The sequence below is a fragment of the Embleya sp. NPDC127516 genome, assembly GCF_044765325.1.
Classification (GTDB): Bacteria; Actinomycetota; Actinomycetes; order Streptomycetales; family Streptomycetaceae; genus Embleya.
The window spans coordinates 272420-298405 of the sequence record NZ_JBIWJT010000001.1 but is presented as its reverse complement, the minus strand read 5'-3'; the positions used below and the strand labels follow the sequence as shown (position 1 = coordinate 298405).

Annotated in this window: 21 protein-coding genes; 10 read left to right on the top strand and 11 right to left on the bottom strand. The window is 70.1% G+C overall.

What is annotated here, in order from left to right; genetic code table 11:
- Positions 1-924 precede the first annotated feature (924 nt).
- Positions 925-1464: a hypothetical protein gene (locus ACIRL2_RS01265; protein WP_402229272.1), complete on the top strand. Its 540-nt coding sequence runs from the start codon at positions 925-927 to the stop codon at positions 1462-1464.
- Here ACIRL2_RS01265 and ACIRL2_RS01260 read toward each other — a convergent pair.
- Both ACIRL2_RS01260 and ACIRL2_RS01255 read right to left on the bottom strand, forming a co-directional pair.
- On the bottom strand, positions 1426-2988 hold the full coding sequence (locus ACIRL2_RS01260; protein ID WP_402229269.1) for an MDR family MFS transporter: 1563 nt from the start codon (positions 2986-2988) through the stop codon (positions 1426-1428). The genes ACIRL2_RS01265 and ACIRL2_RS01260 overlap by 39 nt on opposite strands.
- An 83-nt stretch (positions 2989-3071) precedes the next feature.
- Positions 3072-3569, bottom strand: coding sequence for a hypothetical protein (locus ACIRL2_RS01255; protein ID WP_395859813.1), 498 nt, complete (start codon positions 3567-3569; stop codon positions 3072-3074).
- A 242-nt stretch (positions 3570-3811) separates the two neighbouring features.
- On the opposite strand from ACIRL2_RS01255, the gene ACIRL2_RS01250 reads away from it, so the two are divergent.
- Positions 3812-4234 (top strand): ATP-binding protein, encoded by a 423-nt coding sequence (locus ACIRL2_RS01250; RefSeq protein WP_355529513.1) that lies wholly within the window; start codon positions 3812-3814, stop codon positions 4232-4234.
- Between the two features lie 45 nt (positions 4235-4279).
- On the opposite strand, the gene ACIRL2_RS01245 is transcribed toward ACIRL2_RS01250, so the two are convergent.
- A complete protein-coding gene (locus tag ACIRL2_RS01245) occupies positions 4280-4516 on the bottom strand; it encodes a hypothetical protein (RefSeq protein ID WP_402229266.1) in 237 nt (78 codons plus the stop codon).
- Positions 4517-5718: 1202 nt separating this feature from the next.
- Here ACIRL2_RS01245 and ACIRL2_RS01240 point away from each other — a divergent pair.
- Together ACIRL2_RS01240 and ACIRL2_RS01235 are read left to right on the top strand one after the other, a co-directional pair.
- Positions 5719-7632 carry an IucA/IucC family protein gene (locus tag ACIRL2_RS01240; protein ID WP_395859811.1) on the top strand — a complete coding sequence of 638 codons (1914 nt, stop codon included), beginning with the start codon at positions 5719-5721 and terminating at the stop codon, positions 7630-7632.
- 34 nt (positions 7633-7666) lie between these two features.
- Positions 7667-8602 (top strand): hypothetical protein, encoded by a 936-nt coding sequence (locus ACIRL2_RS01235; protein WP_395859810.1) that lies wholly within the window; start codon positions 7667-7669, stop codon positions 8600-8602.
- A gap of 256 nt (positions 8603-8858) precedes the next feature.
- Here the strand turns inward: ACIRL2_RS01235 and ACIRL2_RS01230 are convergent, their stop codons facing one another.
- On the bottom strand, positions 8859-10064 hold the full coding sequence (locus ACIRL2_RS01230; protein ID WP_402229263.1) for a DUF4073 domain-containing protein: 1206 nt from the start codon (positions 10062-10064) through the stop codon (positions 8859-8861).
- 216 nt (positions 10065-10280) lie between these two features.
- On the opposite strand from ACIRL2_RS01230, the gene ACIRL2_RS01225 reads away from it, so the two are divergent.
- Positions 10281-11192 carry a hypothetical protein gene (locus ACIRL2_RS01225; protein ID WP_402229260.1) on the top strand — a complete coding sequence of 304 codons (912 nt, stop codon included), beginning with the start codon at positions 10281-10283 and terminating at the stop codon, positions 11190-11192.
- 44 nt (positions 11193-11236) lie between these two features.
- Here ACIRL2_RS01225 and ACIRL2_RS01220 read toward each other — a convergent pair whose 3' ends face one another.
- From ACIRL2_RS01220 to ACIRL2_RS01200, 5 genes are all read right to left on the bottom strand, one after another.
- A complete protein-coding gene (locus ACIRL2_RS01220; RefSeq protein WP_395859807.1) occupies positions 11237-11791 on the bottom strand; it encodes a methylated-DNA--[protein]-cysteine S-methyltransferase in 555 nt (184 codons plus the stop codon).
- Entirely contained in the window at positions 11788-13248 is a 1461-nt protein-coding gene (locus ACIRL2_RS01215) for an AlkA N-terminal domain-containing protein (RefSeq protein ID WP_395859933.1), read from the bottom strand. Before ACIRL2_RS01215 ends, ACIRL2_RS01220 begins: the two co-directional genes overlap by 4 nt.
- Positions 13249-13336: 88 nt before the next feature.
- Positions 13337-14707: a DUF2252 domain-containing protein gene (locus ACIRL2_RS01210; protein WP_402229258.1), complete on the bottom strand. Its 1371-nt coding sequence runs from the start codon at positions 14705-14707 to the stop codon at positions 13337-13339.
- A gap of 183 nt (positions 14708-14890) precedes the next feature.
- Positions 14891-15940: a hypothetical protein gene (locus ACIRL2_RS01205; protein WP_402229256.1), complete on the bottom strand. Its 1050-nt coding sequence runs from the start codon at positions 15938-15940 to the stop codon at positions 14891-14893.
- 100 nt (positions 15941-16040) lie between these two features.
- The gene (locus tag ACIRL2_RS01200; RefSeq protein ID WP_395859804.1) at positions 16041-16550 is read right to left on the bottom strand and encodes a SigE family RNA polymerase sigma factor; all 510 of its coding nucleotides are present in this window, start codon (positions 16548-16550) and stop codon (positions 16041-16043) included.
- 231 nt (positions 16551-16781) lie between these two features.
- On the opposite strand from ACIRL2_RS01200, the gene ACIRL2_RS01195 reads away from it, so the two are divergent.
- The gene (locus tag ACIRL2_RS01195; protein ID WP_402229253.1) at positions 16782-17888 is read left to right on the top strand and encodes a PLP-dependent cysteine synthase family protein; all 1107 of its coding nucleotides are present in this window, start codon (positions 16782-16784) and stop codon (positions 17886-17888) included.
- 49 nt (positions 17889-17937) lie between these two features.
- On the top strand, positions 17938-18312 hold the full coding sequence (locus ACIRL2_RS01190) for a PH domain-containing protein (RefSeq protein ID WP_395859802.1): 375 nt from the start codon (positions 17938-17940) through the stop codon (positions 18310-18312).
- Positions 18313-18375: 63 nt separating this feature from the next.
- Here the strand turns inward: ACIRL2_RS01190 and ACIRL2_RS01185 are convergent, their stop codons facing one another.
- A complete protein-coding gene (locus ACIRL2_RS01185) occupies positions 18376-19401 on the bottom strand; it encodes a Gfo/Idh/MocA family protein (protein ID WP_402229250.1) in 1026 nt (341 codons plus the stop codon).
- Positions 19402-19752: 351 nt separating this feature from the next.
- Here ACIRL2_RS01185 and acnA point away from each other — a divergent pair, with 351 nt between their 5' ends.
- Entirely contained in the window at positions 19753-22470 is a 2718-nt protein-coding gene (gene acnA / locus ACIRL2_RS01180) for an aconitate hydratase AcnA (RefSeq protein ID WP_402229248.1), read from the top strand.
- 293 nt (positions 22471-22763) lie between these two features.
- Here the strand turns inward: acnA and ACIRL2_RS01175 are convergent, their stop codons facing one another.
- Positions 22764-23762 (bottom strand): asparaginase, encoded by a 999-nt coding sequence (locus ACIRL2_RS01175; RefSeq protein WP_402229245.1) that lies wholly within the window; start codon positions 23760-23762, stop codon positions 22764-22766.
- A gap of 146 nt (positions 23763-23908) precedes the next feature.
- On the opposite strand from ACIRL2_RS01175, the gene ACIRL2_RS01170 reads away from it, so the two are divergent.
- Positions 23909-24376, top strand: a complete 468-nt coding sequence (locus ACIRL2_RS01170; protein WP_395859798.1) for a hypothetical protein — start codon at positions 23909-23911, stop codon at positions 24374-24376.
- 414 nt (positions 24377-24790) lie between these two features.
- Positions 24791-25921, top strand: coding sequence for an ROK family transcriptional regulator (locus ACIRL2_RS01165; protein WP_402229610.1), 1131 nt, complete (start codon positions 24791-24793; stop codon positions 25919-25921).
- Positions 25922-25986 lie beyond the last annotated feature (65 nt).

Genomic DNA, 25986 nt, shown 5'->3' with positions numbered 1-25986 from the left:
GCGCTGGACGGCTTTGTGGTCGGCAGCCACCACACCCGCGGGTGATAGGTCGATCCGTGGTCGCAACCGGCTGACCAGCGTCGGTAGTCGACGGCCTGGGGTCCGACCGGGCGGCACCCGTGTTCGACGAACGTCGAGGACGTGGTCAACATGGTGCCGCGGGGGGACCGCCCCGCGGCACCAGGCGTTGCCCTGCCGAACCCAGCCCGATCCGGATTCGAAGTGCAGCACCCGGCCCGCTTCGTCGTCCGGCGGATCAGGGAGGCGGATTTCCACGCCGTCCACCGCACACCCGTCGTTCGGGCGCCCCAGGAGCGCGGCGGGCGGCACACGCACAGCACGTTGGGCACCTCACTGCCCTGCCGGACCGTCCAACCCGCCGGCACGGCGAACGTAGACGCCTTGAAGGTTGTGCGCCGCTGCGTGGGCCAGATGGTCCCGTGCGCGGTCGAGCGCCGGAGCCCGCTCCGGGTCGCCTTCGCCCGCCCGCTCGCGCTCGGGATCGCGCCCGCGCCCGCGCGGGCCCGGACTCGGCGGTGTCCCGCGCGGCGCTGAACACGGCCGCGATCGTGTCGCGTTCGAGGCAGCGCTCATCCCGCAACGACGCCCCGACGTCCCGGAAGGCGACGAGGAACGCGGGCGCCGAAGGCTCGCGATCCGCCGCCAGGACCTGGATCAGGTCCGCGGGGGCGGCCGGTGTCGGGCAGCTCGGGGTTCGTGGGCCCGCCACCCAGTACAGCTGCTCGTGCGGCGTCCGGACAATCGGCCGGCGATCGCGGCCACACGATTGGTATGGCCCCGGATCCGGAAACGCGCGCCATTGTCGTCCTGGCGCCACAGTTCCCACTCGTTCATGCGACACATTGTCCCTCTTTCGAGTGATCGCAGGGCGGGCCGACGAGACACTCCGCTCCAATACATCGCATGACGACGATGGCGATGACAGCCGCCGAACAGACCCGAACCCGCGTGTGCTCGGATCGGCCGCACCCCGACCTGGAGGTCGCGGTGGACGCGGCGCTGGAGCGGTTGATGCTCGCCGGATCCGCGCGGTCGGCGTCCTTCCAGCCGCGTCGTACCGCGATCGAGGCTCGCGCGACCACGGAGCCGCAAGCGTGGGTGTGCTGGTGGCGTCGGTTCGAACCGGCCCGGGAACGGCGCGACCTATCGGCCATACGCGGCATGATCCTGAGCTTGATGGCCGGCTACGGTCTCTCCCGGTTGATCGAAGGCATCCCCGAACGCAGCCTCACCCGGCGGGTATGCGACGTCGTGGGCGTGCTGCACCGGTTGAACGGAGAGGGCGAACACGACCTGGTCCTGGACCTCGCGGGGCTCGCACTGCGCCGACTGGAGACCGACGAGGCGCTCGCCGGCAACCCCAACCACTGGGCCTGGGACGCCGCAGAGGACCTGCGCGATCTGTCAGCCGGTCTCGAACAGCTTGCGCTCGGTGCTTGTTGAGACCGCCGCGACCTGCTTCGGGCCGCGACGCAAGGGGATCTCCCGCAACATGAGCGCGAGGACGAAGCCGAGCACCGCGATCGGGACGGCGGCCAGGAACACCGCGTCGAGCGCGTCCGCGAACCCGACCAGCGTCGCCTCCCGCTGCTCCGCCGGCAACGCGTCGATCGCCTGCCGAGTGATCCCCATGCCGGATTCACCCGCCCGGGCCGGCCCCGTCCCGTCGGCCACCCCGTGCGCGAACACCGCGCCGAGCACGGCCGCGCCCAGGGCCGAGCCGATCGAGCGCGCGAACGAGTTCAGGCCGGTGGCCACACCGATGTCCGCGTGGTCGACCGAGTTCTGCACCGCGAGCGTGGTGACCGGACCGATCGTGCCGAGCCCGAACCCCAGCACCATCAGCCCGATCAGCAGGTGCCAGTACGGGCTGTCGACGCCGAGCAGTGACAACACCACGAGCCCTGCCGCGGCCAGCAGCGTGCCGACCAGAGGGAACCGCTTGTACTTGCCGATTCGCGAGATCAGCCGACCCGACAGCGTCGAACACACCATCATCGAGAGCATCATCGGCGCGAGCAGCAGCCCGGACCGGGTCGGCCCGTGGCCGCGCACGATCTGCTGGTAGATGGGCAGGAACGTGCTCATTCCCAGGGTCAGGCAACCGGTGACCATCGTCAGCGGACACGCGACCCGCACGATCGTGTTGCGCGAGAGCAACCGCAGCGGAATCAACGGGTCGGCCGCACGCCGCTCCACCAACACGAAGGCCGCGAGCGCGCCGACCGCCGTCAGGGCCAGCACCAGGCTCGACGCGGAGACCCAGGCAAACTGCGTACCGCCCCAACTGGTGAACAGGATCAAGGCACTGGTTCCGCAGGTGAGCAGGGCCAGGCCGAAACCGTCGAACGGACGCTTGGTGTAGGCCTTGCGCGGCAGCCTGAGCACCACGGACGTGACCATCAGCGCCACCGCGCCCAGTGGGATGTTCACATAGAACACCCATCGCCACGACAGCGCCTCGGTGAAGAAGCCGCCGATCAGCGGCCCGCACACGGTCGAGAACGCGACCGTGGACGCGATGAAGCCCTGGTATCGACCGCGTTCGGCGGGCGGTACGAGGTCGCCGATGATGGCCTGCGCGTTGCTCATCAGCCCGCCGGCGCCGAGTCCCTGGATCGCCCGGAAGGCGATCAGGGCGCCCATCGACTGTGCGGTACCGCACAGCATGGAGCCCACGAGGAACACCACGATGGCGAACTGGAAGAGCCGCTTGCGCCCGTATACGTCGCCGAGCTTTCCGTACAGCGGGATCGAAACCGCCGTGGCCAGGGTGTACGCGGTGGTCACCCATGCCAGGTGTTCGAGCCCGCCGAGGTCGGCAACGATCGTCGGCATCGCCGTCGAGACGATGGTCGCGTCGAGCGATGCCAGCATGACGCCGAGCATCAACCCGCAGAAGACCAACATGATCTGGCGATGCGTCAGAGTGGGTGGGGCGGCGGAACCCGCCCCCGAATCCTTCACATCGCTAAAAGCTAGGCTTGGTAATGAACCATGTCAATGATCATCCACCGGCCCGGCCCGCGATGTCCCCCGGCGCGGCCCGCCTACGCGGCGCCGCTGCGCAGTTGCGCCACCACGCCGTCCACGCCGTCGCTGCGCAGCCGCTCGACCACGCGCACGCCGTCCAGGCGAGTCTTCATGTCCTGCGGGGTCAGGCCCCGCTCCAGGCACGCCGCCGCCAGCTTGTACTCCGCGGGCAGGATGCCGGCGGTCAGCCAGGCCAACACCTGGGCCGCAGTCAGATCCAACTGGGTCCAGCTCGTCGCCATCGCGTGCCGTTGCTCGGGCGTGGTCCGGGGGTCGATCTGCTTGATCACGCGACCGATGTCGAGAACGCGCGTAGCGTCCCGGTTGGGTGCCGCCGCGGGCACCGGCGCCGGGATGACCGCACGCGGCACCGACTGCGCCTGACGGCGCTGCTGCTGCGGGGGCTGGTGTTGTCGATTGGACCGGGTCGGCGTCTCCGAGGTGCGCCGACGAGGCCGACGACCGTCGAGAAGGTTGGCCAACATGGCCTGTTCGACGGCATCGAGATCTTCCACCACAGGTAGTCACCCTTCTGGAATCCGCACCGTGCACAATCCGGTCATTCGCAGAGGAATGCCGCTGTTCGGCGCTCACAATCACACGTCGGGAGGGACGTGGACTGCGATGGTCTTGCCCATGTCGACCTTCACTCACACACGCGACCGATCATCGAATCGTAGCGATATGACGAATCGTCAACCGTGCGCCCGCAAGCGCGCCGGTCAGTACGCTGAGGCGCGGTGCCGAAAGGGGTGACATGGGAACGGGATACGAGCGATCCTGCTGGTTCACCCTGCCCGCCCAACCGGCCTCTGTCGCACAGGCCCGACGGGCCCTGGCGGACCATCTGACCTACTGGGGACTGCCCTACGGACACGATCTGGGCTACGCCCTCAAGCTGGTCGCCTCCGAGCTGATCACCAACTCCGTCGAACACGCGGCCGTCTTGTCGCCGGAGGTATCGGTCACCTGTACCGTGCACGACGGTTGGTTGTGGCTGGGTGTACGCGACCGCCATCCCTACCGTCCGGTCGCCCTGTTGGAAACGGTCGACGACACGTCGGGTCGAGGACTGTTGATCGTGCGCAACATCGTCACCGAACTCGGCGGTCAGATCCACATTGAGGCACACCCGGACGGCAAGACCCTGTGGGTGATCCTGCCGTGGCCGGTCGCCTGACCCGCTCACCCGGCTTCCCCCTCCCGGCCCCGTCACCCGTGCCTGCTACGGGCAGGCGAGGTTCAGGGCGCGTTGCTTGTCTTTCATCGGGCCCGTCTCGTTGACGAATCGGTCCGACGCGACCCGAAAGCCCGCCGAGTCGCCGCTGTTCAGCGTCGCGGCCGCCTCGCTCAGGGCGTCGACCCGGCTGTCGTAGGCGTTACGCCATTGCGTGAACGGCCCGGCCGCGGCCGGATCGGCCGGCAACGGTACGGCCCTGATGTGGGATCGGGTGTTCTTCAACTCGGCGCTCGTCGCTCAGCGCGGTGCGTTGCTGCGCGACGTCATTCGAGACGGTCGAGGCGGTCGGGTCGTTCAAGAGCCTGGTGACGTTGTCCGAACGAGCCGAACAGACCTCGTTGACCGCCCGCACGTAGCTTTCCGCCGTCTGCTTCGCGGGCCCCTGCGCCGAGGCCGCCGGGTCGGCCCCGTTCTTGTCGCCCCGCCCGACGCCGGCGAGTCGTCCGAGAGATCGAACGGGCCGATGCCCGCCGCGACGAGCATGCTCAGCACGGTCGCCACCGTCCCGATCAGCGTGAGAAGCAACATCAACCTCCCATTGCCGCCGCCGTCTCGGTCGCGGCGCGGGGGGTGGGTGCGGTGGCGGGTACGGGGGCGGGATCTGCGACGGATAGGGCTGGTGGGGCTGTTGCCCGTATGGCGGTTGGTGTGGGCCGTTCGGCTGATGCTGGTATGGCATGACCGGCTCCGGATTCCGTGTTTGCCCAAGGCTGAGGCCCGACGCGCGGAGGCGGCAGGTCGTTCTCCAGGCAGCGACGGAGCCTCGTCCAAGCGTCCGCGGAAACGTGCGCGCGGAAGTACGGACTGGACCGAGATTCCCCCCGTTCCGCCCCTCGGCACCTACGGCACAAGGGCGTTCGTATCGTAACCACAAGTGGACGGTCGGTGGCGATGATCGACGGATCGAGCAGATCGCGGCGGAGAAATTCCCCACCGGTGCCCCGATCCGTCGTAAATGGCGCAAACTCCTTATGGGTGCGAGGTGCGAGATGCACGTCGCGCTCATCCCCAATCGTTCGCATCGACGATCGTCACGGGCCGGCGGACCCCACGATCACCTTGCCAAGTCCGCGCGACCCCACCCGGGGGAGCACGAAACCGACCGGAGCTGCCGACTCCGGCCCCTGATGCCGCTCTTACGGGGCCGTTCGTACCGTGGCGAAGCGTCCTCGGGCATGCCCGGTGCCGACGCCGTGAGCGACGGGTCGCGCCCGCGATCGGTCCGCGACCGCCGACCTCGCCGGAGCATGACAAGGGGTTGCCATCACGCAAAGCCCGCACACGGGAGCCCGTCGCGGGACATGATTCTGATAACCGGCGGATTGCCGTACGGTGAACGTCCCTCGGAGCGGTGGCGAATGGACCGCGTCCACAATTCGAACCCGACCCACGGCCGTGCAGACCAGGGGAGGTACGTACCGCACATGTCGACATCCGCGGAGGCGCTTCCGGAGCCGGCGCGACCGGGCAGCCCTCGAAAGCCCGTTCCGGGCCCGGCAGGCGACGAGCCCTCGCCCGCGCGTGCCCACCCGGCCCATCCCGAACCCGAACACCCGCGCACCGGCGCGGTACTCGGCGCCGCCCGACACCTCGCCCCCGGCGACCGAGGGGCGAGTGATCCACTGCTCGACCCCGCGCCCGCACGTGCCGCCGATCACGCGGCCATAGAGAACCTGCTTCGTTGCCGCATCCGCGAAAGCGGAACCGCGGTTCCGGTGGACGGGCCGTTACGGCTTCCGCTGCCGGCGACCGCCAGCACGGTCGTCGCGCCGATCCTGTACCGCTCCGAGACCGGCATGCACCGCTTCGGCCCGGTCCGACTGAGCAGTGGTGTCGCACTCGACGCGACCACGCTGGCCGTACTCCTCGCAATCGAGGCGGCGCACGGCCGAGTCGGCTCGATCACCGCGATCGCCGACATGACCGACCGGGTGATCGACTCGACCCGGCGGATCGCCCACCACCTCGCCGAGCGCCGCAAGGTGCCCGAGGACATTCCGGGAACGACGCCGTTCCTGAGCACCGAACAGTCGATTGTTCTCGGCCACCCGATGCATCCCTCGCCGGCGTCCCGGCAAGGCATGTACGGACCCTCGTCGCCGCGCTACTCGCCGGAATTGCGCGGATCGTTCCCCCTGCACTGGTTCGCCGTGGACCCCTCGGTGGCGATCCACGACGGCGATCTGGGGCGACCCGTGCCGGTGGTGCTCGCAGGGCTCGCCGAAGGCGATGTGAACCTGCCGCCGGGCATGGTCGCCCTGCCGGCGCACCCCTGGCAGGCCCGCGACGTCCTCGGGCGACCCGGTGTCGCCGCGCTCTTGGAGCGCGGGCTGCTCCGCGACCTCGGCCCCGGCGGGCCCGCGTGGTCGGCCACCTCCTCGCTGCGCACCGTGTACCGCACCGGCGCGCCCGTCATGCTGAAGACCTCGCTCGGCGTCGAGATCACCAACTCCCGCCGGGAGAACCACCGCAGTGAACTGCGCCGAGGCCTCGCCGTGCACCGGATGCTCGACGCCGGTCTCAAGCGCGTCATGCACTCCGCCCACCCGGGGTTCGACGTGCTGCGTGATCTTGGCTGGATAGCGGTGGACGTCCCCGGCGGGCGCGGCGAATCCGGCCTCGAACTCGTGGTGCGGGACAACCCGTTCGGCCCGCGCGACCGCGTGTACTGCATCGCGGGACTGGCCGCGCCGCGCCCCGACCTGCCGCGGGGTCGGTCGATGCTCGCCGACGTGTTGTACACGCTCGCCGCCCGTACCGCGACGCCGTTGCGCGAGACGGCCGAGTCGTGGTTCCGCCGCTACCTGGACGTGTTGGTCGCACCGATCCTGTGGCTGCACGGTGAGTACGGTCTCGGGCTGGAGGCCCATCAACAGAACACGCTGGTCGTGCTGGACACCGACGGCCGCCCGATCGGCGGACGCTATCGCGGCAATCAGGGCTACTACTTCTCGGCCGAACGCGGCGCGCGCCTGGCCCGCTGGCTCCCGGGCGCGGGCCGGGACCTGGGGACCTGGTGTCCCGACCACGTGATCGACGAACGGCTCGGCTACTACCTCGCGATCAACAACGTGCTCGGCCTCGTCGGCGCGATGGGTGCGCAAGGGCTGGCCGACGAGCGGGCGTTGATCGCGATCTTCCGCGACCGGCTCGTGCGCACGCGCACGGATCACCCCGCCGGGCGCCCGCTCGTGGACCGCCTCCTCGACGGTGCCACACTGCGGTGCAAGGCCAACCTGCTCACCCGTGTCGCGGGTCTCGACGAACTCGAAGTCCCGTTGGAGACCCAGTCCGTCTACGTCGACATCCTCAACCCGATCGCGGACGTACGCGGCTGAGCGGTTCTCGTACCACCACAGAGGAGACGGCACGGTGCGCGCGAACGTCACGGTCCTGGCGCTGCACCGGCACGAAGGCGAACCCCTCGAATACGAGGACGCGGTCTGGATCGGCGACGGGGCCGGACGCGGGTTCCTGCCGCCGGCCGGACCCGCGTGCAGGCGCGCCCGCGTCGACCGCCCGGGCGCCTTGCGGGTCGCCCTCGCGGACGGCGCTGCAGAGAGTCTGCTCGCGCGGCGCTGGGCCGAACTCCTGGTGCGGGCGTGCGGTGCGGCGCCCACCCCGCTCCTGTGCGGCGGTACGGGATTCGCCGACGTGCTGGCGCGTGCGGCGGACCGATGGCCCGACCTGACCAAGCGCTACCTGGTCGAGCGGGACCGGCGCGGAATGCCGGTACAGCCCTACGAACTACGCAAATTGGAACGCGGAGCGCACGCGTCCGCGGTGCTCGCGGCGCACATCGCGCCGCATCCTTGGTTGTCCGGGCGGGGCCAGTGGGCGGCGGCGGTGCTCGGCGACGCCTATCTCTTCCAGGTGCGCGGCGACCGGCTCTGGCGGGTGTTTCCGACCTCACGACGGCCCGACGTCGCGACCAGCAACGGCGCGGACCCCGCCGCGGTGGCGCGGCGGGTTCGGTGTGCGCGAGGAACCTGGACCGACCGGGACCTGCTGTACGTGGCCAACGACACGGCCGGCGCGTGGTTCCTGCGCAGCGCTCTCGCCGGTGGGCGGCCGTGGGAGGAATTGCGCGAGCCGGCCGCGGGCAGTCCCCGTGAACTCGTCCGGTGGGTGGGCGCGCGACGGAGAGCGGGCGTACTCGAGCACGGGGACCTGACCATCGTGCGCATCGACCCCATGATCGGCCCGGCTCGGGCCCCGGTGGCTTCGGATGCGGCGCCCGATCTCGCACGAGACCTTCCGCGTACGTCCCCGTCGTCGTCGGTCCGACGTCGAGCCGGGCCCCGGTAGTGCTCGACTCGGCGGGTGAGGGCATCGACAACCGGTTGCCTTGGTCGCCAACGGCCCGGCGAGCACCGTCGTGCGCGGGGCCGAAGCGGTGCCATATCGGTCGAGGCGATGCCTTCACCGGAGGTACCCTCATGCGGTGGTCGACCCCGCGGCTCGCCCCGAAGTCCTGAGACGTCCGCTGCGGGCGGCGCGGGTCGGCCGAAGGGGTGGGACCGGCCGCCGACGGTCCCACCCCTTCAGGTCTTGTCGCGGGCGATCAGCAGGCGCCCTGGTCCTCCCACACGCCCCACTGGCCGGTCGTGCCCGGCGTCTCGCCGCGCGTCCACCACTTGGCGCGCCACGTGTGGTTGTTCCACACGACGGTGTCGCCGTTCGTGTACGTCATCGACTCGGTCCACGGCTTGGCCGCGGCGCACTTGGTGTGCAGTGAGACGTTCAGCTCCTTGACCCACTGGTTGCGCCGGAAGTCGCGGGCCTTGATCGACACCCGGTCGTTGGTGACCTCGACCTGGAGCCCGCTGTTCTCCAACCCGCTCAGCGCGCTCTCACCACCCGAGCCGTCGTCGGTCCACTGGGTTTGGACGGCACCGGTGTTGACGACCGTGAAGCCTTCGAGGTTGCCGGTCCCCGGCACGACCTTGCGCACCGCCCAGTCGGACAGGTTCAGGTCCCAGTGCGTGTGCGAGGTGAACAGCACGGCGTCCTTGTGCGCGCCCAGGATGCTCATGATGCGGTCGGCTTGGAGGTAGTCCGACTTGTAGAGCTTGTTGCGCGTGCCCGAGACCGTGTCCGGCAGGACGTGGTGCGAGAACACGAACGTCGGCTTGCCCTGCGCCTCCCAGTAGTTCATTCGCTGCTCGAGCCAGGTCAGCTGCTCATCGCTGAACCACACCTCGTCCCACTTGGTGGGGTCGCTGTACTTCATGTACTTCTCGGTGCCGAGGAACAACATCGGGACACCGTCGACGACGCGCTCGTAGTAGACCTTGTCGAGCCCGGTGAAGTCGTAGAAGTTCTGGAAGAGCGACTGCTCGGTGGTGCCGTTGGGCCAGGTCTCCTGACACAGCTTGTCCGGATTGCAGTACTTGGGCACGTAGAACTCGTGGTTGCCGATCGTGAAGAACGTGTTCGCCGGGTGCGGACGCGTGTTCAGGACCTGCTTCACCTGGTCGTACTCGGCCCTGTAGCCGCGCGGGGTGATGTCGCCGTTGACGACGAGCGCGCCGCTTGCGGGGTTGATCACCTTCATCTGGTCGAGTGCTCGACCGAAGTCCGCGAGGTCGCCCTGCACGTCGCTGATGACGTTGAAGGACACCTTGGCGGGCGCGGCGGGGGTGGCGCCGGCGGGAGTGGTCGCACGGGGAGCCGGCCGGCTCTCGGCGTAGGCGGAACCGGCGCCCACCGTGAGCGCGAGCGCGGCGCACACGGCCGCGACGCGTCGGTGTTTGCGGAAGTTGGGCATGGCGATCCTCGGGACGGTACGGGGCGTGGGGACCCGCCCATCACACCGGTTGGCGCCGGCCGCGCGGCGGCTCGCAATGATCATGAAGGTGTCCAATGGCTGAAGATCATCCACGAATCCGGCAAAGCACGCCCCTGGGTGTCCACAAGTGCCGGGTTGTCCACAGATTGCGACCGCTCACACCGCGCCGCGGGCCGCACGGACCAGGATCCGGGGATGGAAGAGGCCGTACGAGTCTTGCGGGGGTTGGCATGGCAGCACGACGGAGTGGTAACACGGGAACAGGCGGTATCCGCCGGGGTGTCCGGGCGGGTGTGGCGCAGACTCGTCAACGATGGGAAGGTGCGCGAACTCGCGCGAGGCGTGGGGCTCGTCGATGCCGATCGATGTGCGCTCTCCTCGCGCGGGTTGTTGCGCGCCGGGCTCGCGGCCTATGGCGAACGAGCCGTGGCCGTATTGCACAGTGCGGCCCGCGTGCACGGGATGCGTGGCGTGCCGCCGGTGGAATGTGTGCACATCGCGACGCCCGACACGGCGTCGCGTCGTGGTGGGCCCGGCATCGTTGCGCATCGGCGCCGGTTGCGGGCCGACGAGATCGTGACGGTGGACGGATTTGCGGTGACGACACCGGTGCGAACACTGGCCGACCTGGTGCCGACGCTGCCGCCCGAGGAGGGTCTGGCGGTCCTCGATTCGGCGCTGCATCTGGGCCTGGTCGAGGCGGCGGAGCTGGAGGCGGTCGAGCAGGCGGCAGCGGGCCGGCCCGGGGCGGGGCGGGCTCGGCCGTTGCTCGAAATCGCGGACGCGCGGGCCGAGAGCCCATTGGAGTCGCGGGTACGACTCGACTGCGTTCGGGGCGGGGTCGCATCGGACGAGTTGCAGCACGAGGTCGTACTGCCCGGCGGCGGCCGGGCCCGCGTGGATCTCGCGTGGCTGACCGGCTTGCGACCGATCTTCGCGGAGGCGGACGGCGCGGACGTGCACTCGCGGCCCGACGCGCTCTTTCGCGACCGGTCCCGGGCCAACGAACTGGCCCTCGTGGGCGCGCTCGTGCTGCGCTTCACCTGGCGCGACACGCTCCGGCGGGGGCGGGTCGCGGGGGTCGTGCGGCGGGCGTTCCAGTCGTGAATCGCGCGGCCTCGCCGGCGCCGGTGCGGTTCGGAGTGGCCCGGCTACCCGGTGACGCGGACGTGCTCCAGCGCCAACAGGCGCTGCTTGCGCGGCAATCCGCCCGCGTAGCCGGTCAAGGTGCCGTCGGCGCCGATCACCCGGTGGCAGGGGATGATGATGCTGATCGGGTTGCGGCCGTTGGCGAGTCCGACCGCGCGGGACGCCGTCGGTTGGCCGAGGAACCTCGTCGCCAGGGCGCCGTAGGACATCGTGTGCCCGAACGGGATGGTGGTCAGGGCCGACCAGACCTTGAGCTGGAAGTCCGTGCCCGCCGGCGCCAACGGCAGGTCGAACTCGCGCAGTTCGCCGGCGAAGTAAGCGCTCAACTGCGCCTGCGCCTGGGTGAACGCACCGGGATCGTGTACCCAGTCCGCGCCCGGCGTGGCGGCCATGTAGAGGGCGGTGAGCGAGTCGCCGTCGCCGATCATGAGCAGCTCGCCGACCGGGGAGTCCATCACCGCGTATCGGCGGGGGCCGTCGAGCGGGGTGTGGAACACGGCCGGGGGCACGTGCGGGTCGGGCGCTTCGACGGCCTCGAACAGGGCGTCCTGGTTCATGCTGCTTCCTTCACCGAGACGGTGGGTGCTGCGGACAGGCTCGCCCACAGGTGGTGCAGTGCGTACGAGCGCCAGGGGGACCACGACTGCGCGGCCGAGACCGGGAGGTCCCATCGCGCGAGTGCGTGCTTGACGCCCAAGTCGGTGGGCAGGAACACGTCCGGATCGCCCAGTGCCCGCAGTCGAATGTACGACGCCGTCCAGGGGCCGATACCCGGAAGGGCCAAAAGGCCCGCCTCCGCCGCCCTGCGATCCACGCCCGGGTCGAGCCGGACCGTCCCCGACGCCAGCGCACCGGTGAGCGCGAACAGCGCCTTCTTGCGTGACACGGGCATCGGTAGATCCGCCGGATCCGCGTCCGCCAGCGCGGTCGCGGAGGGGAACGCGTGGGTGAGTCCGCCCAGGGGTGCTGCCAGCGGCTTGCCGTACAGGGCCGTCAGCCGGCCCGCGATCGTGCGCGCGCCCGCTACCGAGACCTGCTGGCCGAGCACGGCTCGCACGGCGAGTTCGTCGGGGTCCACGTGTCCCGGCGAGCGCAGCCCCGGGGTGGCCCGCACGAGCGCGCCCAAGCCACCCTCGCCCGCTTCGGCGCTCCCGAGCGCCTCGTCGACCGCGAGCGGGTCCGCGTCCAGGTCGAGCAGTCGTCGGCAGCGCTGCACGGCGGCGCCCAAGTCGCGCAGGTCGGCGAGGACCAGGCGGCACCACACCCAGGAGGGGCCGGGCGAGAGCTCGACCACGCCGGTGCCGTGCGGGAGCGACAGCACCCGGCGGTAGACCCCGTCGACGTACTCCTCGACGCCGGGGATCGCCCGCAACCCCAGGAAATCCAGCGCGTGCCCGAGCGCGATCGGCTCCCGGTAGGGCAGCCGCAGCCGGATCTCGCCCGGCTCGACGCCTCGGGCGCCGGCCCGCCCACGCACCTCCGTGGGGGTGCGGCCGAACACCTCGCGCACGGTGTCGTTGAACTGCCGCACGCTCGCGAACCCGGCTGCGAACGCGACCTGCGCGATCTGGAGGTCGGAGGTCTCCAGCAGGACCCTGGCCGTCTGCGCCCGTCGAGCCCGGGCGAGCGCGAGAGGGCCCGCGCCGACCTCGGCCATCAGCAGACGGTTCAACTGGCGGTCGCTGTACCCGAGCCGGCCCGCGAGGCCGCCGACGCCCTCACGGTCGACGACCCCGTCCGCGATCAGCCGCATCGCGCGCCCGACCACGTCGGCGCGGACGTCCCACTCCGGCGAACCCGGCGAGGTGTCCGGACGGCAGCGCTTGCACGCCCGGAAACCCGCCGCCTGTGCGGCCGCAGCCGACGGGTAGAACCGCGCGTTCTCACGCTTCGGCTTGACCGCGGGGCAACTCGGCCGACAGTAGATGTCGGTGCTCGTGACCGCCATGTAGAACCAGCCGTCGAACCGACTGTCCCGGCTGCTGCACGCTCGGTAGCACTGCTCGTCGTCCATCACGTCGACCAGTGTCACCCGTTCCCGCAGGAGTGGCCGGCGGGAATCGGACAGCACCGTGAGGGCGTCTTCGCGCCGCCGGTGGCGCCTACAACCCCCGAATCAGCCCGTTACGGAAGAGGTCGACGAAGATGGCGTGGTCGGCGCGAGCGCGCGCCCCGTACGCGTGCGCGAAGTCCACGAGCGAGGTCGTGAAGCCCTCCTCGTCGCGCTCGATCGCCTCGAGGATCGCGTGCTCGGTCGAGAACGGTACGAGCGTGTGACCGCTTTCCTCGTCGGCCACCGCGTGCATCGTCGCGGTGGCCCGGCCCAGGTATTCCACGACCTCCGCGATCGTGTCCACCTCGTTGAGGTCGGACCAGTCCAGGTCGTTCGCGTACGGCGACACCTCGGCGACCAGCTGGCCCACCCCGTCGATGTCGGTGTAGCCCAGCCACGGGTCCGCGTGCGCCTGCAGTGCGCGCTGCGAGATGACCGTGCGGTGTCCTTCGTGCTCGAAGTAGGACCGTACCTCGGGGTCGGTGACGTGGTGGCTCACCGACGGCGTCTGGCCCTGCTTCATGTACAGGATCACGTCGTTCTCCAACGCCTCCGTGTTGCCCTCGATCAGCAAGTTGTACGAGGGCAGGCCGGCGCTGCCGATGCCGACCCCGCGCCGCCCTACGACGTCCTTGACGTCGTAGGTGTCCGGCCGCTGCCGGGTCGCGGGAGGCAACGTGTCCAGGTAGCGCCCGAAGGCCTCCAAGACCGTCGCCTTGACGTCGTCGGACAACTCGAACGCGCCGCCGGACAGGGCGAATCGCCGTTCGTGGTCTTGCACCACCGTCTGCGAGCGGAGCAACTCGATTCGGGTCTGCAGCCGGGCCTGCCGCAGCACCTCCAGGAGCGGCCCCTCGGTCGTCGCCAGGGTCAGCGCGGCCTCCTGTGGCGTGGTCTTGTCGGTCAGCAGTCGAAGCTGGTCGAGGTAGGCGGCGCCGTAGCCCGCGACGAGGGTCGTGATCGTGTCGTCGCTGAGGGCCTTGCCGTGTCCGATCAGCGCGAGGCTCGCCGCGAAGCGCTTGACGTCCCAGGTCCACGGGCCGACGTACGCCTCGTCGAAGTCGTTGACGTTGAACACGAGCTTGCCGTCCGCGTTCATGTACGTGCCGAAGTTCTCCGCGTGCAGGTCGCCGTGGATCCACACCCGCGAGTTGCGTTCGTCCAGGAAGGGGTCCACACGACCGTCCAGGTCGGCGTAGAACAGGCAGGCCGTGCCCCGATAGAACGCGAACGCCGAAGCCGCCATCTTGCGGAACTTCACCCGGAACGCGGCGGAGTCGCCATCGATCAGCGCGCCGAAGGCCCGTTCGAAGACCTCCAGGATGTGCCGGGCGCGGTCCTCGGCGTCCGCCGGGCCGTATTCCGCGTAGCCACCTTCGAACCCCACGCCGCCCAGACCGATCCCTATGCCCTCGGTCATCGCGACCGCCTCCCTCGAAGTCTCCTCGGGGCCGGCAGGACCCCGCGTCAGGATCCCAGACGGGAGGACCGGGACGGCATCGAGCCCCCGGAGCGTGAGGGGGGAGTCAGAGGCGCCCGGGGGCTCGATATCCGGCGCATGCCCGGCCGACGGCGAGTCATGCCCGGCAGGCGTCGAAGATGTTCAGGACCGCGAGGTCCCGACGGTTCCGGAGGGGACACCGGACCCCGACGAGACGGCTTCGGTCCCGTTCTCCGACCGCGCTGCCCCCGTGTTCGACGGGGATGGCGAGGTGGACGGCGGGGTTTGGTAATTCTCGCCGAACGGGGATCGGTTGCCGATCTTGGGCGAGGCGTCGGCCGCCGCCTTGTTGGCGTCCGAGGCCACCCACAGCTGCCAGGTCGGGTCGGTGGCGATCGCACGCAGCCGGTCCATCGACAGGATCGGCGTGTTCCGGCCGATGTCGCCCTTCTCCTCCCGCGAGGCGATCTCCTCGATGGTGATCACGACGCCGTCACGACGCAGGACTCGCACGGACCAGACCTTGGGCCCGTTGCCCCACGGTCCGGCCTTGCCGTCCGCGCGGTTCTCCGGGGTGTCCGGCGCCGCGGGGTAGACCCAGTCCTGCCGCTCCACCACCCGGCCTGCCGGAGCCTCGTAGTTCACGCATTTGGCGTAGACCTCGCCGCCCGGGTGCGGACATTCAACGGTTTCCGGGGTGTCGGCGTTCTGCTCCACCGACACCGAGAGCAGGCTGGGCCCCGCCGAGTCCTCGAGAACGAACGACGCCGAAGCGCCTGCGTTGTGAATTCCCGCAGACGTCCGGTTCGTGTTGTCCGAGCCGGTGAGCCGGGAGGTCAGGAGGTTCTCCGGCACAAGTGCCAAGAGCTTGTGCAGCAGCAGCGGTGGCAGCACGGGCACCGTCCCGGCCGGCACCGTGAGCGTCGGCCGGGGCTTGGGCCCGGCCTCGGTGGCGGGCGCGGAGACCTCGGCGGTCGTGCTCGCGGGACCCGCCACCCGCCCGCGGTGGTCGTCGTTTCCGTTCGCCACGACGAGCAGGGTCGTACTCGCGACGGCCAGTACCGCCGCGGTCGACGCGCCGACCTGGATACGTCGTACCAGCTTCATGCGTCTGCCTCGGGCGATGCCGCCCGCGACCAATCCCGTCGGGGGGACCAGCCCCGACGCCGACGTCCGCATCGCGGCCGCCAGCTCATTCTCGTCGGACCCCATAGACCTACCGTCTCCTCGCCATCGGTGACATCCGTGCGAACACAGGTCGTTGCTGCTCACCAGCCGTACGGCCGTACCGGCGGTGTACGCGGCAACTCCCTCATGCGGCGGAGAGCCATCCCGACTCGGCCCCGAGCACGCTGCGCAACTTCTCCAACGCCCGCATCGATCTGCTGCGCACAGCCCCCTCGGACACGCCCATCTGCCGCGCCGTCTGCTCCACGCTCAGGTCCTCCCAGTACCGCAGGACCAGTACCGCCCGGTCCTTGGGCGGCAGTTCGGCCAGGCTCTTCAAGAGCGTCAACCGCAACGCCTGGTCCTCCTCGGGGCCGGAGCCCTCCGGCAGGTCGGCGTAGGGCTGCTCGGTGCTGCTCAGCCTGCGTCGGTGGGACAGATAGGTGCGTGTCAGCACGGTGCGCGCGTACGCCTCCGGGCTGTCGGCCCGGCTGACCCGCTTCCAGGCCCGATACAACTTGCCCAGCGTCGTTTGCACGAGGTCCTCGGCGAGATGCCAATCGCCACACAGGAGCCAGGCCGTCCGGAACAGCCGACCGCTGCACGCGTTGGCGAACTCCAGGAAATCGGCCGGCTCAGCGTCGAAGCCCGCCATAGACCCTCCTCGTCCCTACGCGCCCTCGCGCGTACCCACCCCATAGACGCGGCGGACCCCCCGGCACGTCACAACTTCCGGCCGAGAATACGTATGCGCAGCTCATGGGCCATTCGAGGGGTTGGCCCAGGGGCCCGCGCGTCGGCCCGTAGCCTGGGCCACGATCGATCACCATCGATCCCGCAGCCCTCGCCGCCCGAACCCGGCGCGGGGTATGAACCAGCCAGGGGAGTGGACGTGACGTCGGTGGACCACGATGTGGATCGTTTCAGCGCCAAGACCCGCGACTGGGTGGACGAGGCCATCCGCAAGGTCGCCGCCGACGCGAACCGTTCCGCCGACACCCACCTGCTGGCCTACCCGCTGCCCGCGGAGTGGGGCATCGACCTCTACCTCAAGGACGAGTCGACCCACCCGACCGGCTCGCTCAAGCACCGGCTCGCGCGTTCGCTCTTCCTCTACGCCCTGTGCAACGGGTGGATCGAGGAGGGCACCACCGTGATCGAGGCGTCCTCGGGTTCCACGGCCGTCTCGGAGGCGTACTTCGCCAACCAGATCGGCCTGCCGTTCGTAGCGGTCATGCCCGCCACCACCAGCCCCGAGAAGATCGAGCTGATCGAGTTCCACGGCGGCCGATGTCACCTGGTCGAGGACGCCGCCACCGTGTACGACGTCTCGCGCGCGCTGGCGGCGGAGACCGGCGGGCACTTCATGGACCAGTTCACCTACGCCGAGCGCGCAACCGACTGGCGGGGCAACAACAACATCGCCGAGTCGGTGTTCGAGCAGATGTCCGAGGAGCGGCATCCCATCCCCGAGTGGATCGTGGTCGGCGCCGGCACCGGCGGCACGAGCGCGACCATGGGCCGCTACGTCCGCTACCGCCGGCACCACTCCAAGATCTGCGTCGTGGATCCCGAGAACTCGGCCTTCTTCGACGGATGGCGCACGCACGATCCGGCGTACACCGACGCGTGTTCGTCGCGGATCGAGGGCATCGGTCGGCCCCGGGTCGAGGCCAGCTTCATGCCGAACATCGTCGATCGCATGATCAAGGTCCCCGACGCCGCGTCGGTGGCGGCGATGCGCGACCTGCACCGGCGTACCGGACACAAGGCGGGCGGCTCGACCGGCACCAACCTGTGGGGTGCGCTGCGTCTGGTGGCCGAGATGCGCGCCGCGGGTCGGACCGGCTCGGTGGTGACGCTGCTGTGCGACGGTGGCGAGCGCTACGCGCACTCGTACTACTCCGACGAGTGGCTCGCGCGACAGGAGCTGGATCTGACCGCGTACGAGGACACGTTGCGACACTTCCACGCGACGAGTGAATGGCGCTGATCGAGCGGCCTTAGGCTGGGTGTCGCAGGTCGACGAGGAGGAGCAAAGGATGAGCGGAGCGGGAAACGTCGTCTTCGACAAGCGTGAGCAATTGGAGAAGATCCAGAGCGGGTTGCTGCCGGGTGAGCAGATCATCGCGGTCTACGACGCGAAGGGCGTCGGCACCGGGTTCATCGGCCTGACCGACCGGCGCGCGATCATCCAGGACAACAGCTTCGTGGGCAAGAAGGTCGCGATCACCTCCTTGCCCTATTCGAAGATCAGCAGCGTGAGCATGGTCTCCAACAAGAGCTTCACCGGCTCGTACCTGAGCTCCAGCGAAATAGCGATCCACGTCGGCACGCAGACCTACAGCGTGGAGTTTCGCAGCGACGACAAGGGCCGACACGTCCACGACGTGATCCTGCACTACATCATGCTTTGAGCCGGCGCGTCGTATCTCGAGGCGTGATGGGCCGGCCTCGGTTACGGCGGGGCTCTTTCGCGCTCACCTGGTGGGCGGGGTCTGTCCGCGCAGGGGCAGGCCCGCCGCGCGGTAGATCGCGTCCATGACGCGCAGCGTCGGCACCGCGTCCGCAGCGGGCGTCAGCGGCGGCCCGCCGAGGCGGATCGCGTCCGCGAACGCCTGGAGTTGCAGGCGGTACGTCGGGGTCCTCGCGGCCTCGCCCAGGTGCTCGCGGCGCTTGCGCTTGCCCGTGTGCACGGTGAAGCGGTGCGGCAGGTGCGGCATCAGGTAGTTCAGTACGCGCATCTCGCCGCGGGTGCCGACGACGTGCGCGTGCATGTCCAGGACGCGCCGGGACAACATCGACGCGTGCACGGTGCCGGTCACGCCGCCGGGCAGGCGCAGTCGGGCCGACATCGCGCGGTCCACCCGCCGGTCCTTGCGGACCGTCAGGGCGTGCGCGTCCACCACCTCGATCGGGTCGCTTCCGTCGTCGCCCGCCAGCAGTCGCATCAGGTGCACCGCGTAGCACCCGCCGTCCATCAGCGCCCCGCCCGCCAGGTCGTAGCGGTAGCGGATGTCGCCGAGCAGCGGCAGCGGGAAGCACATCGACGTGGTGATTCGGCGGATCTCGCCCAACTCGCCGTCGTCCAGGATCTCGCGCATCCGGCCCGCGAGCGGGTGATACCGATAGTGGAAGGCCTCCATCGCCACCAGGCCGGCACTCGCGGCGGTGTCCGCGATCTCGCGTGCCTCGGCCTCGTTGGCGGCCATCGGCTTCTCGCACAGCACATGTTTGCCGGCTTCCAGCGCGCGGATCGTCCAGTGCGCGTGCAACCCGTTGGGCAGCGGGATGTACACCGCGTCCAACTCCGGGTCCGCGATCAAGGCGGCGTAGTCCGTATGCACTCGCGGGATGCCCTGCCGTCGCGCGAAGGTATCCGCGCGGGCAGCGTCGCGGGCGGCGATCGCGGCGACCTGCACCTCCGGGATCAGCCGCGCGGGCTTGACCAGTGCGGCCGGCGCGATGCGAGCCGCGCCCAATACGCCGATCCGGATCCGCTTCATGGCGTCATCCCCCTCGTCGCCATCCCGCCCGAGGCGCTCGTGCTCCGAACGCATACCCGGGCCACTCGCCGGACCCACGCGTGGGTCGTGCCGGACTCGCTGTCCGCATGTTAGGGGCGCACGCGCGCGTGTGGGGGAGATCGCCCACAGGAATCCGCGAGCGACGGGTCGGCGCGGGTGTGGCGGGTACCCGCACGGAGGAGTCGGGGCCTAGACTAGACTTGTCTTGACATCAAGATATCTGCGGGGCGCAGACCCCGGCATCCCCTACTTAGGGTCACCTTGCTTGGCGTGAGTCGAGTGGGTGTCGGCAGGATGCGGGAGAAACGCACAAGATCAAGGGAGACCGTCGTGTCCGCGAACAGCTTCGACGCTCGCTCCACCCTGAACGTGGGTGACGAGTCGTACGAAATCTTCCGGCTGGACAAGGTGGAGGGCAGCAAGCGCCTCCCCTACAGCCTGAAGGTCCTGCTGGAGAACCTGCTCCGCACGGAGGACGGCGCGAACATCACCGCCGATCACATCCGTGCCCTGGGCGGCTGGGACGCGAAGGCCGAGCCGAGCGAAGAGATCCAGTTCACGCCGGCGCGCGTGATCATGCAGGACTTCACCGGCGTGCCGTGTGTCGTGGACCTCGCCACGATGCGCGAGGCCGTGAAGGCCCTCGGCGGCGACGCCTCCCGGATCAACCCGCTCGCGCCCGCCGAGATGGTCATCGACCACTCGGTCATCGCCGACGTGTTCAACCGGCCGGACGCGTTCGAGATCAACACCGACATCGAATACGGCCGCAACAAGGAGCGCTACCAGTTCCTGCGTTGGGGCCAGACCGCGTTCGACGAGTTCAAGGTCGTACCGCCCGGCACCGGCATCGTGCACCAGGTCAACATCGAGCACCTGGCTCGCACCATCATGGTGCGCAACGGCCAGGCATACCCCGACACCTGCGTCGGCACCGACTCGCACACCACGATGGTCAACGGCCTGGGCGTGCTCGGCTGGGGCGTCGGCGGCATCGAGGCCGAGGCCGCGATGCTCGGCCAGCCGGTCAGCATGTTGATCCCGCGCGTGGTCGGCTTCAAGCTCTCCGGCAAGGCGCAGCCCGGCGTCACCGCCACCGACGTCGTGCTGACCATCACCGACATGCTGCGCAAGCACGGTGTGGTGGGCAAGTTCGTCGAGTTCTACGGCGACGGCGTCGGCGCGGTGCCGCTGGCCAACCGCGCCACCATCGGCAACATGTCGCCGGAGTTCGGCTCGACCTGCGCGATCTTCCCGATCGACGCCGAGACGATCACCTACCTGCGACTGACCGGCCGGGACGACAAGCAGCTCGCGCTGGTCGAGGCGTACGCGAAGGCCCAGGGCCTGTGGCACGACCCGAGCCACGAGCCGGAGTACTCGGAGTACATCGAGCTCGACCTCTCCACCGTGGTGCCCTCGATCTCCGGCCCCAAGCGCCCGCAGGACCGGGTCGTGCTGGCCGAGGCCAAGGCCCGCTTCCGTAGCGCGCTGGCGGACTACGTCACCAACGGCGACGAGTCCGGCAAGGAGTCCTTCCCGGCCTCGGACGCGCCCACCGGCTCCAACGGTCGCGTGCACAACCCGACCACGGTGGTCGGCGAGGACGGCGTCGAGTACGAGATCGACCACGGCGCTGTCGTGATCGCCTCGATCACCTCGTGCACCAACACCTCGAACCCCTCGGTCATGCTCGGCGCCGCGCTGCTCGCGAAGAAGGCCGTCGAGAAGGGTCTGACCCGCAAGCCGTGGGTCAAGACCACGCTTGCGCCCGGGTCCAAGGTCGTCATGGACTACTACGAGAAGGCGGGCCTGATCCCGTACCTGGAGAAGGTCGGCTTCTCGCTGGTCGGCTACGGGTGCGTGACCTGCATCGGCAACTCCGGCCCGCTGCCGGAGGAGGTCTCCAAGGCGGTCAACGACGCCGACCTCGCGGTCGTCTCGGTGCTTTCGGGCAACCGCAACTTCGAGGGTCGGATCAACCCCGACGTCAAGATGAACTACCTGGCCTCGCCGCCGCTGGTGATCGCGTACGCGCTCGTGGGGTCGATGGACATCGACATCACCACCGAGCCGCTGGGCGTGGACTCCGAGGGCAAGCCGGTCTACCTCGCGGACATCTGGCCGAGCGACGAGGAGATCGCCGAGGTCGTGGCCTCCTCGATCGACCAGGACATGTTCATCGACCGCTACGCCGACGTCTTCGCGGGCGACTCGCGCTGGCAGTCGCTGGAGATCCCGACGGGCGCCACCTTCGAGTGGGACCCGCAGTCCACCTACGTGCGCAAGCCTCCGTACTTCGAGGGCATGCAGATGCAGCCGGCGCCGGTCGTGGACATCGCGGGCGCGCGCGTGCTGGCCAAGCTGGGCGACTCGGTCACCACCGACCACATCTCGCCGGCGGGCTCGATCAAGGGCGACAGTCCGGCGGGCAAGTACCTGGCCGAGAACGGTGTCGAGCGCAAGGACTTCAACTCGTACGGCTCGCGCCGGGGCAACCACGAGGTGATGATCCGCGGCACGTTCGCGAACATCCGTCTGCGCAACCAGATCGCGCCGGGCACCGAGGGCGGCTTCACGCGTGACTTCACGCAGGCCGACGCCCCGGTGTCGACGATCTACGACGCGTCGGTGAACTACCAGGCCGCGGGCATTCCGCTGGTGGTGCTGGCGGGCAAGGAGTACGGCTCGGGCTCGTCCCGCGACTGGGCCGCCAAGGGCACCTCGCTGCTGGGCGTGCGCGCGGTGATCGCCGAGTCGTACGAGCGCATCCACCGCTCGAACCTGATCGGCATGGGCGTCATCCCGCTGCAGTTCCCGGCCGGCCACAGCGCCGCCTCCCTCGGCCTCACCGGCGAGGAGACCTTCGCGTTCGAGGGCATCACCGCGCTGAACGAGGGTCGCACCCCCAAGACCGTCAAGGTCACCACGGACACCGGCGTCGAGTTCGACGCGGTCGTGCGCATCGACACCCCCGGCGAGGCGGACTACTACCGCAACGGCGGGATCATGCAGTACGTGCTGCGGTCGCTGGTGAACAAGGGCTGACGATCGCCGCGGCGACGGTAGGTCGCGCGCCATCGAGGCACCGGGTCGGGCTCCTTCGGGGGCTCGGCCCGGTGCCTTTCGGGTTCGGCCCGAGCGAGTCGCCGATCCGGGACGGAATGTGGCGGGTGCGGTCGGTGCGGCTGCGCTCGCGGGCGCGGCCCTTGCGCTCGCACCCGCGGGCGCATCCGCCGGCACGTGCGAGGGCACCGGGATCGGGCGGCACTGGCGCGGCCGGTTGGTTTCCCAACCGGCCGCAGGGTCAGTTTTGTGCCCGGCTCGTGTGGGCGACAGGGCTAGGGCGTTGGTTCACCCAAAAGGGGGAACGCGCGGACGGCGCCGACCACCTCGCCGGCGCCGTAGACGGGTGCCTGCGCGAACGGGGCGAGGGTCTGCTCGTCCACGCCCATGCGCCACAGCAGCGCCGCGATGGCGACGATGTGTGCCCGCGTCGCCCCGTCCGCGATCTTGACCGCGGCGCCCCGACCGTCCGGCAGGCCCACCGCGTACACCGCCTCCGCGCCGTCCTTGGCGAGCAGGCCCGGGATCGCCCGCATCAGGTTCGTCACGTCGCGACCGGTGCCCGCGACCCACTCCGGGTGGGCGCGCATCGCGTCCGCGATCCGTCGTTCGGGCGTGCCCTCGGAGGCCCCCGCGAAGCGGCCGTAGGACCGGGCCAGGCCCGCGAGCGAGATGGCGAACAGCGGTGCCCCGCACCCGTCCACACCCACCGCCGCGACCGGCTCGCCGGCGACGTCCTCGACTGCCCGGCGCACGGCCCGCTGCAGCGGGTGCTCCGGATCCAGGTAGTCCTCGGTCGACCAGCCGTTGCGCACGCAGGTGAGCAGCATCGCGGCGTGCTTGCCCGAGCAGTTCATCGCGATCCGCTCCGGCCCCTTGCCGGCCGCCAGCCACGCGTCGCGCTGCGCCGCGCCCAGGGGCAGGTCCGCCACGCACCGCAGCGCGCTCTCCGGCAGGCCCGCCCGGGCCAGGATCCGTCGGCTCCCCTCCAGGTGGAACGTCTCGCCGGAGTGGCTGGCGCAGGCGAGCGCGAGCAGCTCGCCGTCCAGGTCGAGCCCGTTGCGCGCCATCGCCAGGCCCTGGAACGGCTTGTTGGTCGAGCGCGGGAACATCGGCGCGTCCACCGCGCCGTGTCCCTCGACCACCGAGCCGTCGGTGCCGGCGAGTACGGCCGTGCCGTGGTGGATCGATTCCAGGAAGCCGTTCCGCCACACGCCGACCAGCGGTATGTGGGCGAACGCGGCCTCGTCGCCGGAGCGGTCGGCCTGGATCACGGGTCCTCCTGGAAGGTCGTACGAGAGTCGAACGGGGGCGGAGCGGGGCCGATCCCGCCGATCCGGAGGTCGAACGCGGGTGCGGGATGTCCCCCTCCATGATCCATGCGTGCATTCTCGGCCAACCACCGCGCATAATCGAACATATGTACGGCAATGGCGATCGCGACACCCCGGCCTGGGAGCAGCCGGGTCGCTTCAGGCGTGCCGAGGCTGGGAACGGGGCGGAATCCAAGCCCCGCGGGAGGGACGGGATCGCGCCGGCGGGTTGGCCGCGAGGCGTTCGGCCACCCGGTGTACCGGGTTGGGAGCACACGGCGGTCGCCTGGCTGTACGACCTGTGCCCACCCGGCTATCGAAGCCACGACGTGCTGCGCAAATACCCGCTGATCCTGGCCCGGATGGCCCGTCAGCACGTCGCCGCCGCGCTCGCCGCCGCCCGGCACGGCTACGGCACGGCGCGCGTCGAACTCGCGGGCCGGGTGCCCGTGGCCGCTTTGGAGGCGGTGCTGCGCATGTACGAGTACGAGGGCTCACGGGCGGCGGCCACCGAGCGGGCGGTTCGGCTGGTCGAGGAGGCCCTCGCGGGCGAACGTTGGGAGCCTCGGCTGTGACCGTGACACGTTCCGCGTCGCGGAGGGGGTGAGCGGGCGCGGCGTCGCCCGACGCCCGTGCACAAGAAGGCACAAGGCGCGGGGCACAAGGCACGTGCACGGGGTCGCCGGGCGCCGGCGCGAAAGGGGTGTTTGTAACGTTCCATGCGTTCACCGCGCGCCGAGCGGTGAATAGAGGCCCGATCGTGACGCCTGCGTTCAGGTTTGACTCTTCTGCCCGCACGAAGGGCGCAATAGAGTTCAGGACTTGCACACAAGAAGTGCGTCAGATGCACCGGGGCGAGGGGATCGCAGATGTCCGACGGCATGACGGGGGCCCGCTTCCGGGAGGCCCAGCCGCCGGGGTCGCACTCCTCCGGGTCCCAGTCCTCGCTGCACCGGGCCAACCTCGATCGGGTCCTGCACGCGGTGCGCATGGCGGGTGCGCTCACCCAGGCCGAGATCGCCAGGAGTACCGGGCTGTCCGCCGCGACGGTGTCGAACATCGTACGGGAGTTGAAGGCCCTCGACATGGTCGAGGTGACCCCCACGTCCTCCGGCGGCCGGCGGGCCCGCAACGTCTCGCTCAGTCGCGCGTCGGGCGTCGTCGTCGGCATCGATTTCGGCCACCGTCACCTGCGCGTGGCGATCGGTGACTTCGCGCACCGCGTGCTCGCCGAGGAGCACGTGCCGATCGACGTCGACTCCTCCGCCGACGAGGGCTTCGCGCTCGCGGACCGCCTGCTCGGCGTGCTGCTCGAGCGCGCCGGCGCGGTTCGGGGCGAGGTCACCGGCGTCGGGCTCGGCGTGCCCGGCCCGATCGACATCGACACCGGCGCGCTCGGCTCGACCACGATCCTGCCGGGCTGGGTGGGCTGCCACCCGCGCGAGGCGATGCAGGCACGGCTGGGCCTGCCGGTCTTGGTCGACAACGACGCCAACCTCGGCGCGCTGGGCGAACTCGTGTGGGGCGCGGGCGTGGGTTGTACCGAGATGGCCTACCTCAAGGTGTCCGGCGGCGTCGGCGCGGGCCTGGTGATCGGCGGCCGGCTGTACCGGGGCCCGGGCGGTACCGCGGGCGAGATCGGTCACATAACGCTGGACGAGTCCGGACCGGTGTGCCGGTGCGGCAACCGCGGCTGCCTGGAGACCTTCACCAACGCCTCCTACCTGCTCGACCTGCTCCGCGGCAGTCACGGCACCGACCTGACCATCCAGCGCATGATCGAGCTCGCCAAGGACGGCGACGCGGGCTGCCGGCGGGTGGTCGCGGACGCCGGCAGGCACGTGGGAGTGGGTGTGGCGAGCCTGACGAACCTGCTCAATCCGCAACGGATCATCCTCGGCGGCGACCTCGCCGGCGCCGGCGACCTGTTGATCGCGCCGATCGTCGAGTCGGTCGGGCGGTACGCCATTCCCAGCGCCTCGCGCCGACTGTCCGTGGTCACCGGGTCGCTCGGCGAGCGGGCCGAGGTGCTCGGCGCGATGGCGATGGTGATGAGCGAGATGTCTCCCTTCGCCGTCGAACGCACACCCGAGGCGCAGATCGCCGGCGTCTCGATGTGAGCCGTTCCGCACGGATGGCCCATCGCGGTACCTCGATGCGAACCATCCGGGTGCACCGCCGCGTC

Bases quoted from the DNA above. Each gene is read 5' to 3' on its own strand.
- ACIRL2_RS01205 (WP_402229256.1), bottom strand. From the start codon at position 15,940: ATGGGGTCCGACGAGAATGAGCTGGCGGCCGCGATGCGGACGTCGGCG.
- ACIRL2_RS01215 (WP_395859933.1), bottom strand. From the start codon at position 13,248: ATGGACGACGAGCAGTGCTACCGAGCGTGCAGCAGCCGGGACAGTCGG.
- ACIRL2_RS01210 (WP_402229258.1), bottom strand. From the start codon at position 14,707: ATGACCGAGGGCATAGGGATCGGTCTGGGCGGCGTGGGGTTCGAAGGT.
- ACIRL2_RS01185 (WP_402229250.1), bottom strand. From the start codon at position 19,401: ATGAAGCGGATCCGGATCGGCGTATTGGGCGCGGCTCGCATCGCGCCG.
- ACIRL2_RS01220 (WP_395859807.1), bottom strand. From the start codon at position 11,791: ATGAACCAGGACGCCCTGTTCGAGGCCGTCGAAGCGCCCGACCCGCAC.
- ACIRL2_RS01265 (WP_402229272.1), top strand. From the start codon at position 925: ATGACGACGATGGCGATGACAGCCGCCGAACAGACCCGAACCCGCGTG.
- ACIRL2_RS01230 (WP_402229263.1), bottom strand. From the start codon at position 10,064: ATGCCCAACTTCCGCAAACACCGACGCGTCGCGGCCGTGTGCGCCGCG.
- ACIRL2_RS01225 (WP_402229260.1), top strand. From the start codon at position 10,281: ATGGAAGAGGCCGTACGAGTCTTGCGGGGGTTGGCATGGCAGCACGAC.
- ACIRL2_RS01200 (WP_395859804.1), bottom strand. From the start codon at position 16,550: ATGGCGGGCTTCGACGCTGAGCCGGCCGATTTCCTGGAGTTCGCCAAC.
- ACIRL2_RS01250 (WP_355529513.1), top strand. From the start codon at position 3,812: ATGGGAACGGGATACGAGCGATCCTGCTGGTTCACCCTGCCCGCCCAA.
- ACIRL2_RS01165 (WP_402229610.1), top strand. From the start codon at position 24,791: ATGGCGGGTGCGCTCACCCAGGCCGAGATCGCCAGGAGTACCGGGCTG.
- ACIRL2_RS01170 (WP_395859798.1), top strand. From the start codon at position 23,909: ATGTACGGCAATGGCGATCGCGACACCCCGGCCTGGGAGCAGCCGGGT.
- ACIRL2_RS01240 (WP_395859811.1), top strand. From the start codon at position 5,719: ATGTCGACATCCGCGGAGGCGCTTCCGGAGCCGGCGCGACCGGGCAGC.
- ACIRL2_RS01190 (WP_395859802.1), top strand. From the start codon at position 17,938: ATGAGCGGAGCGGGAAACGTCGTCTTCGACAAGCGTGAGCAATTGGAG.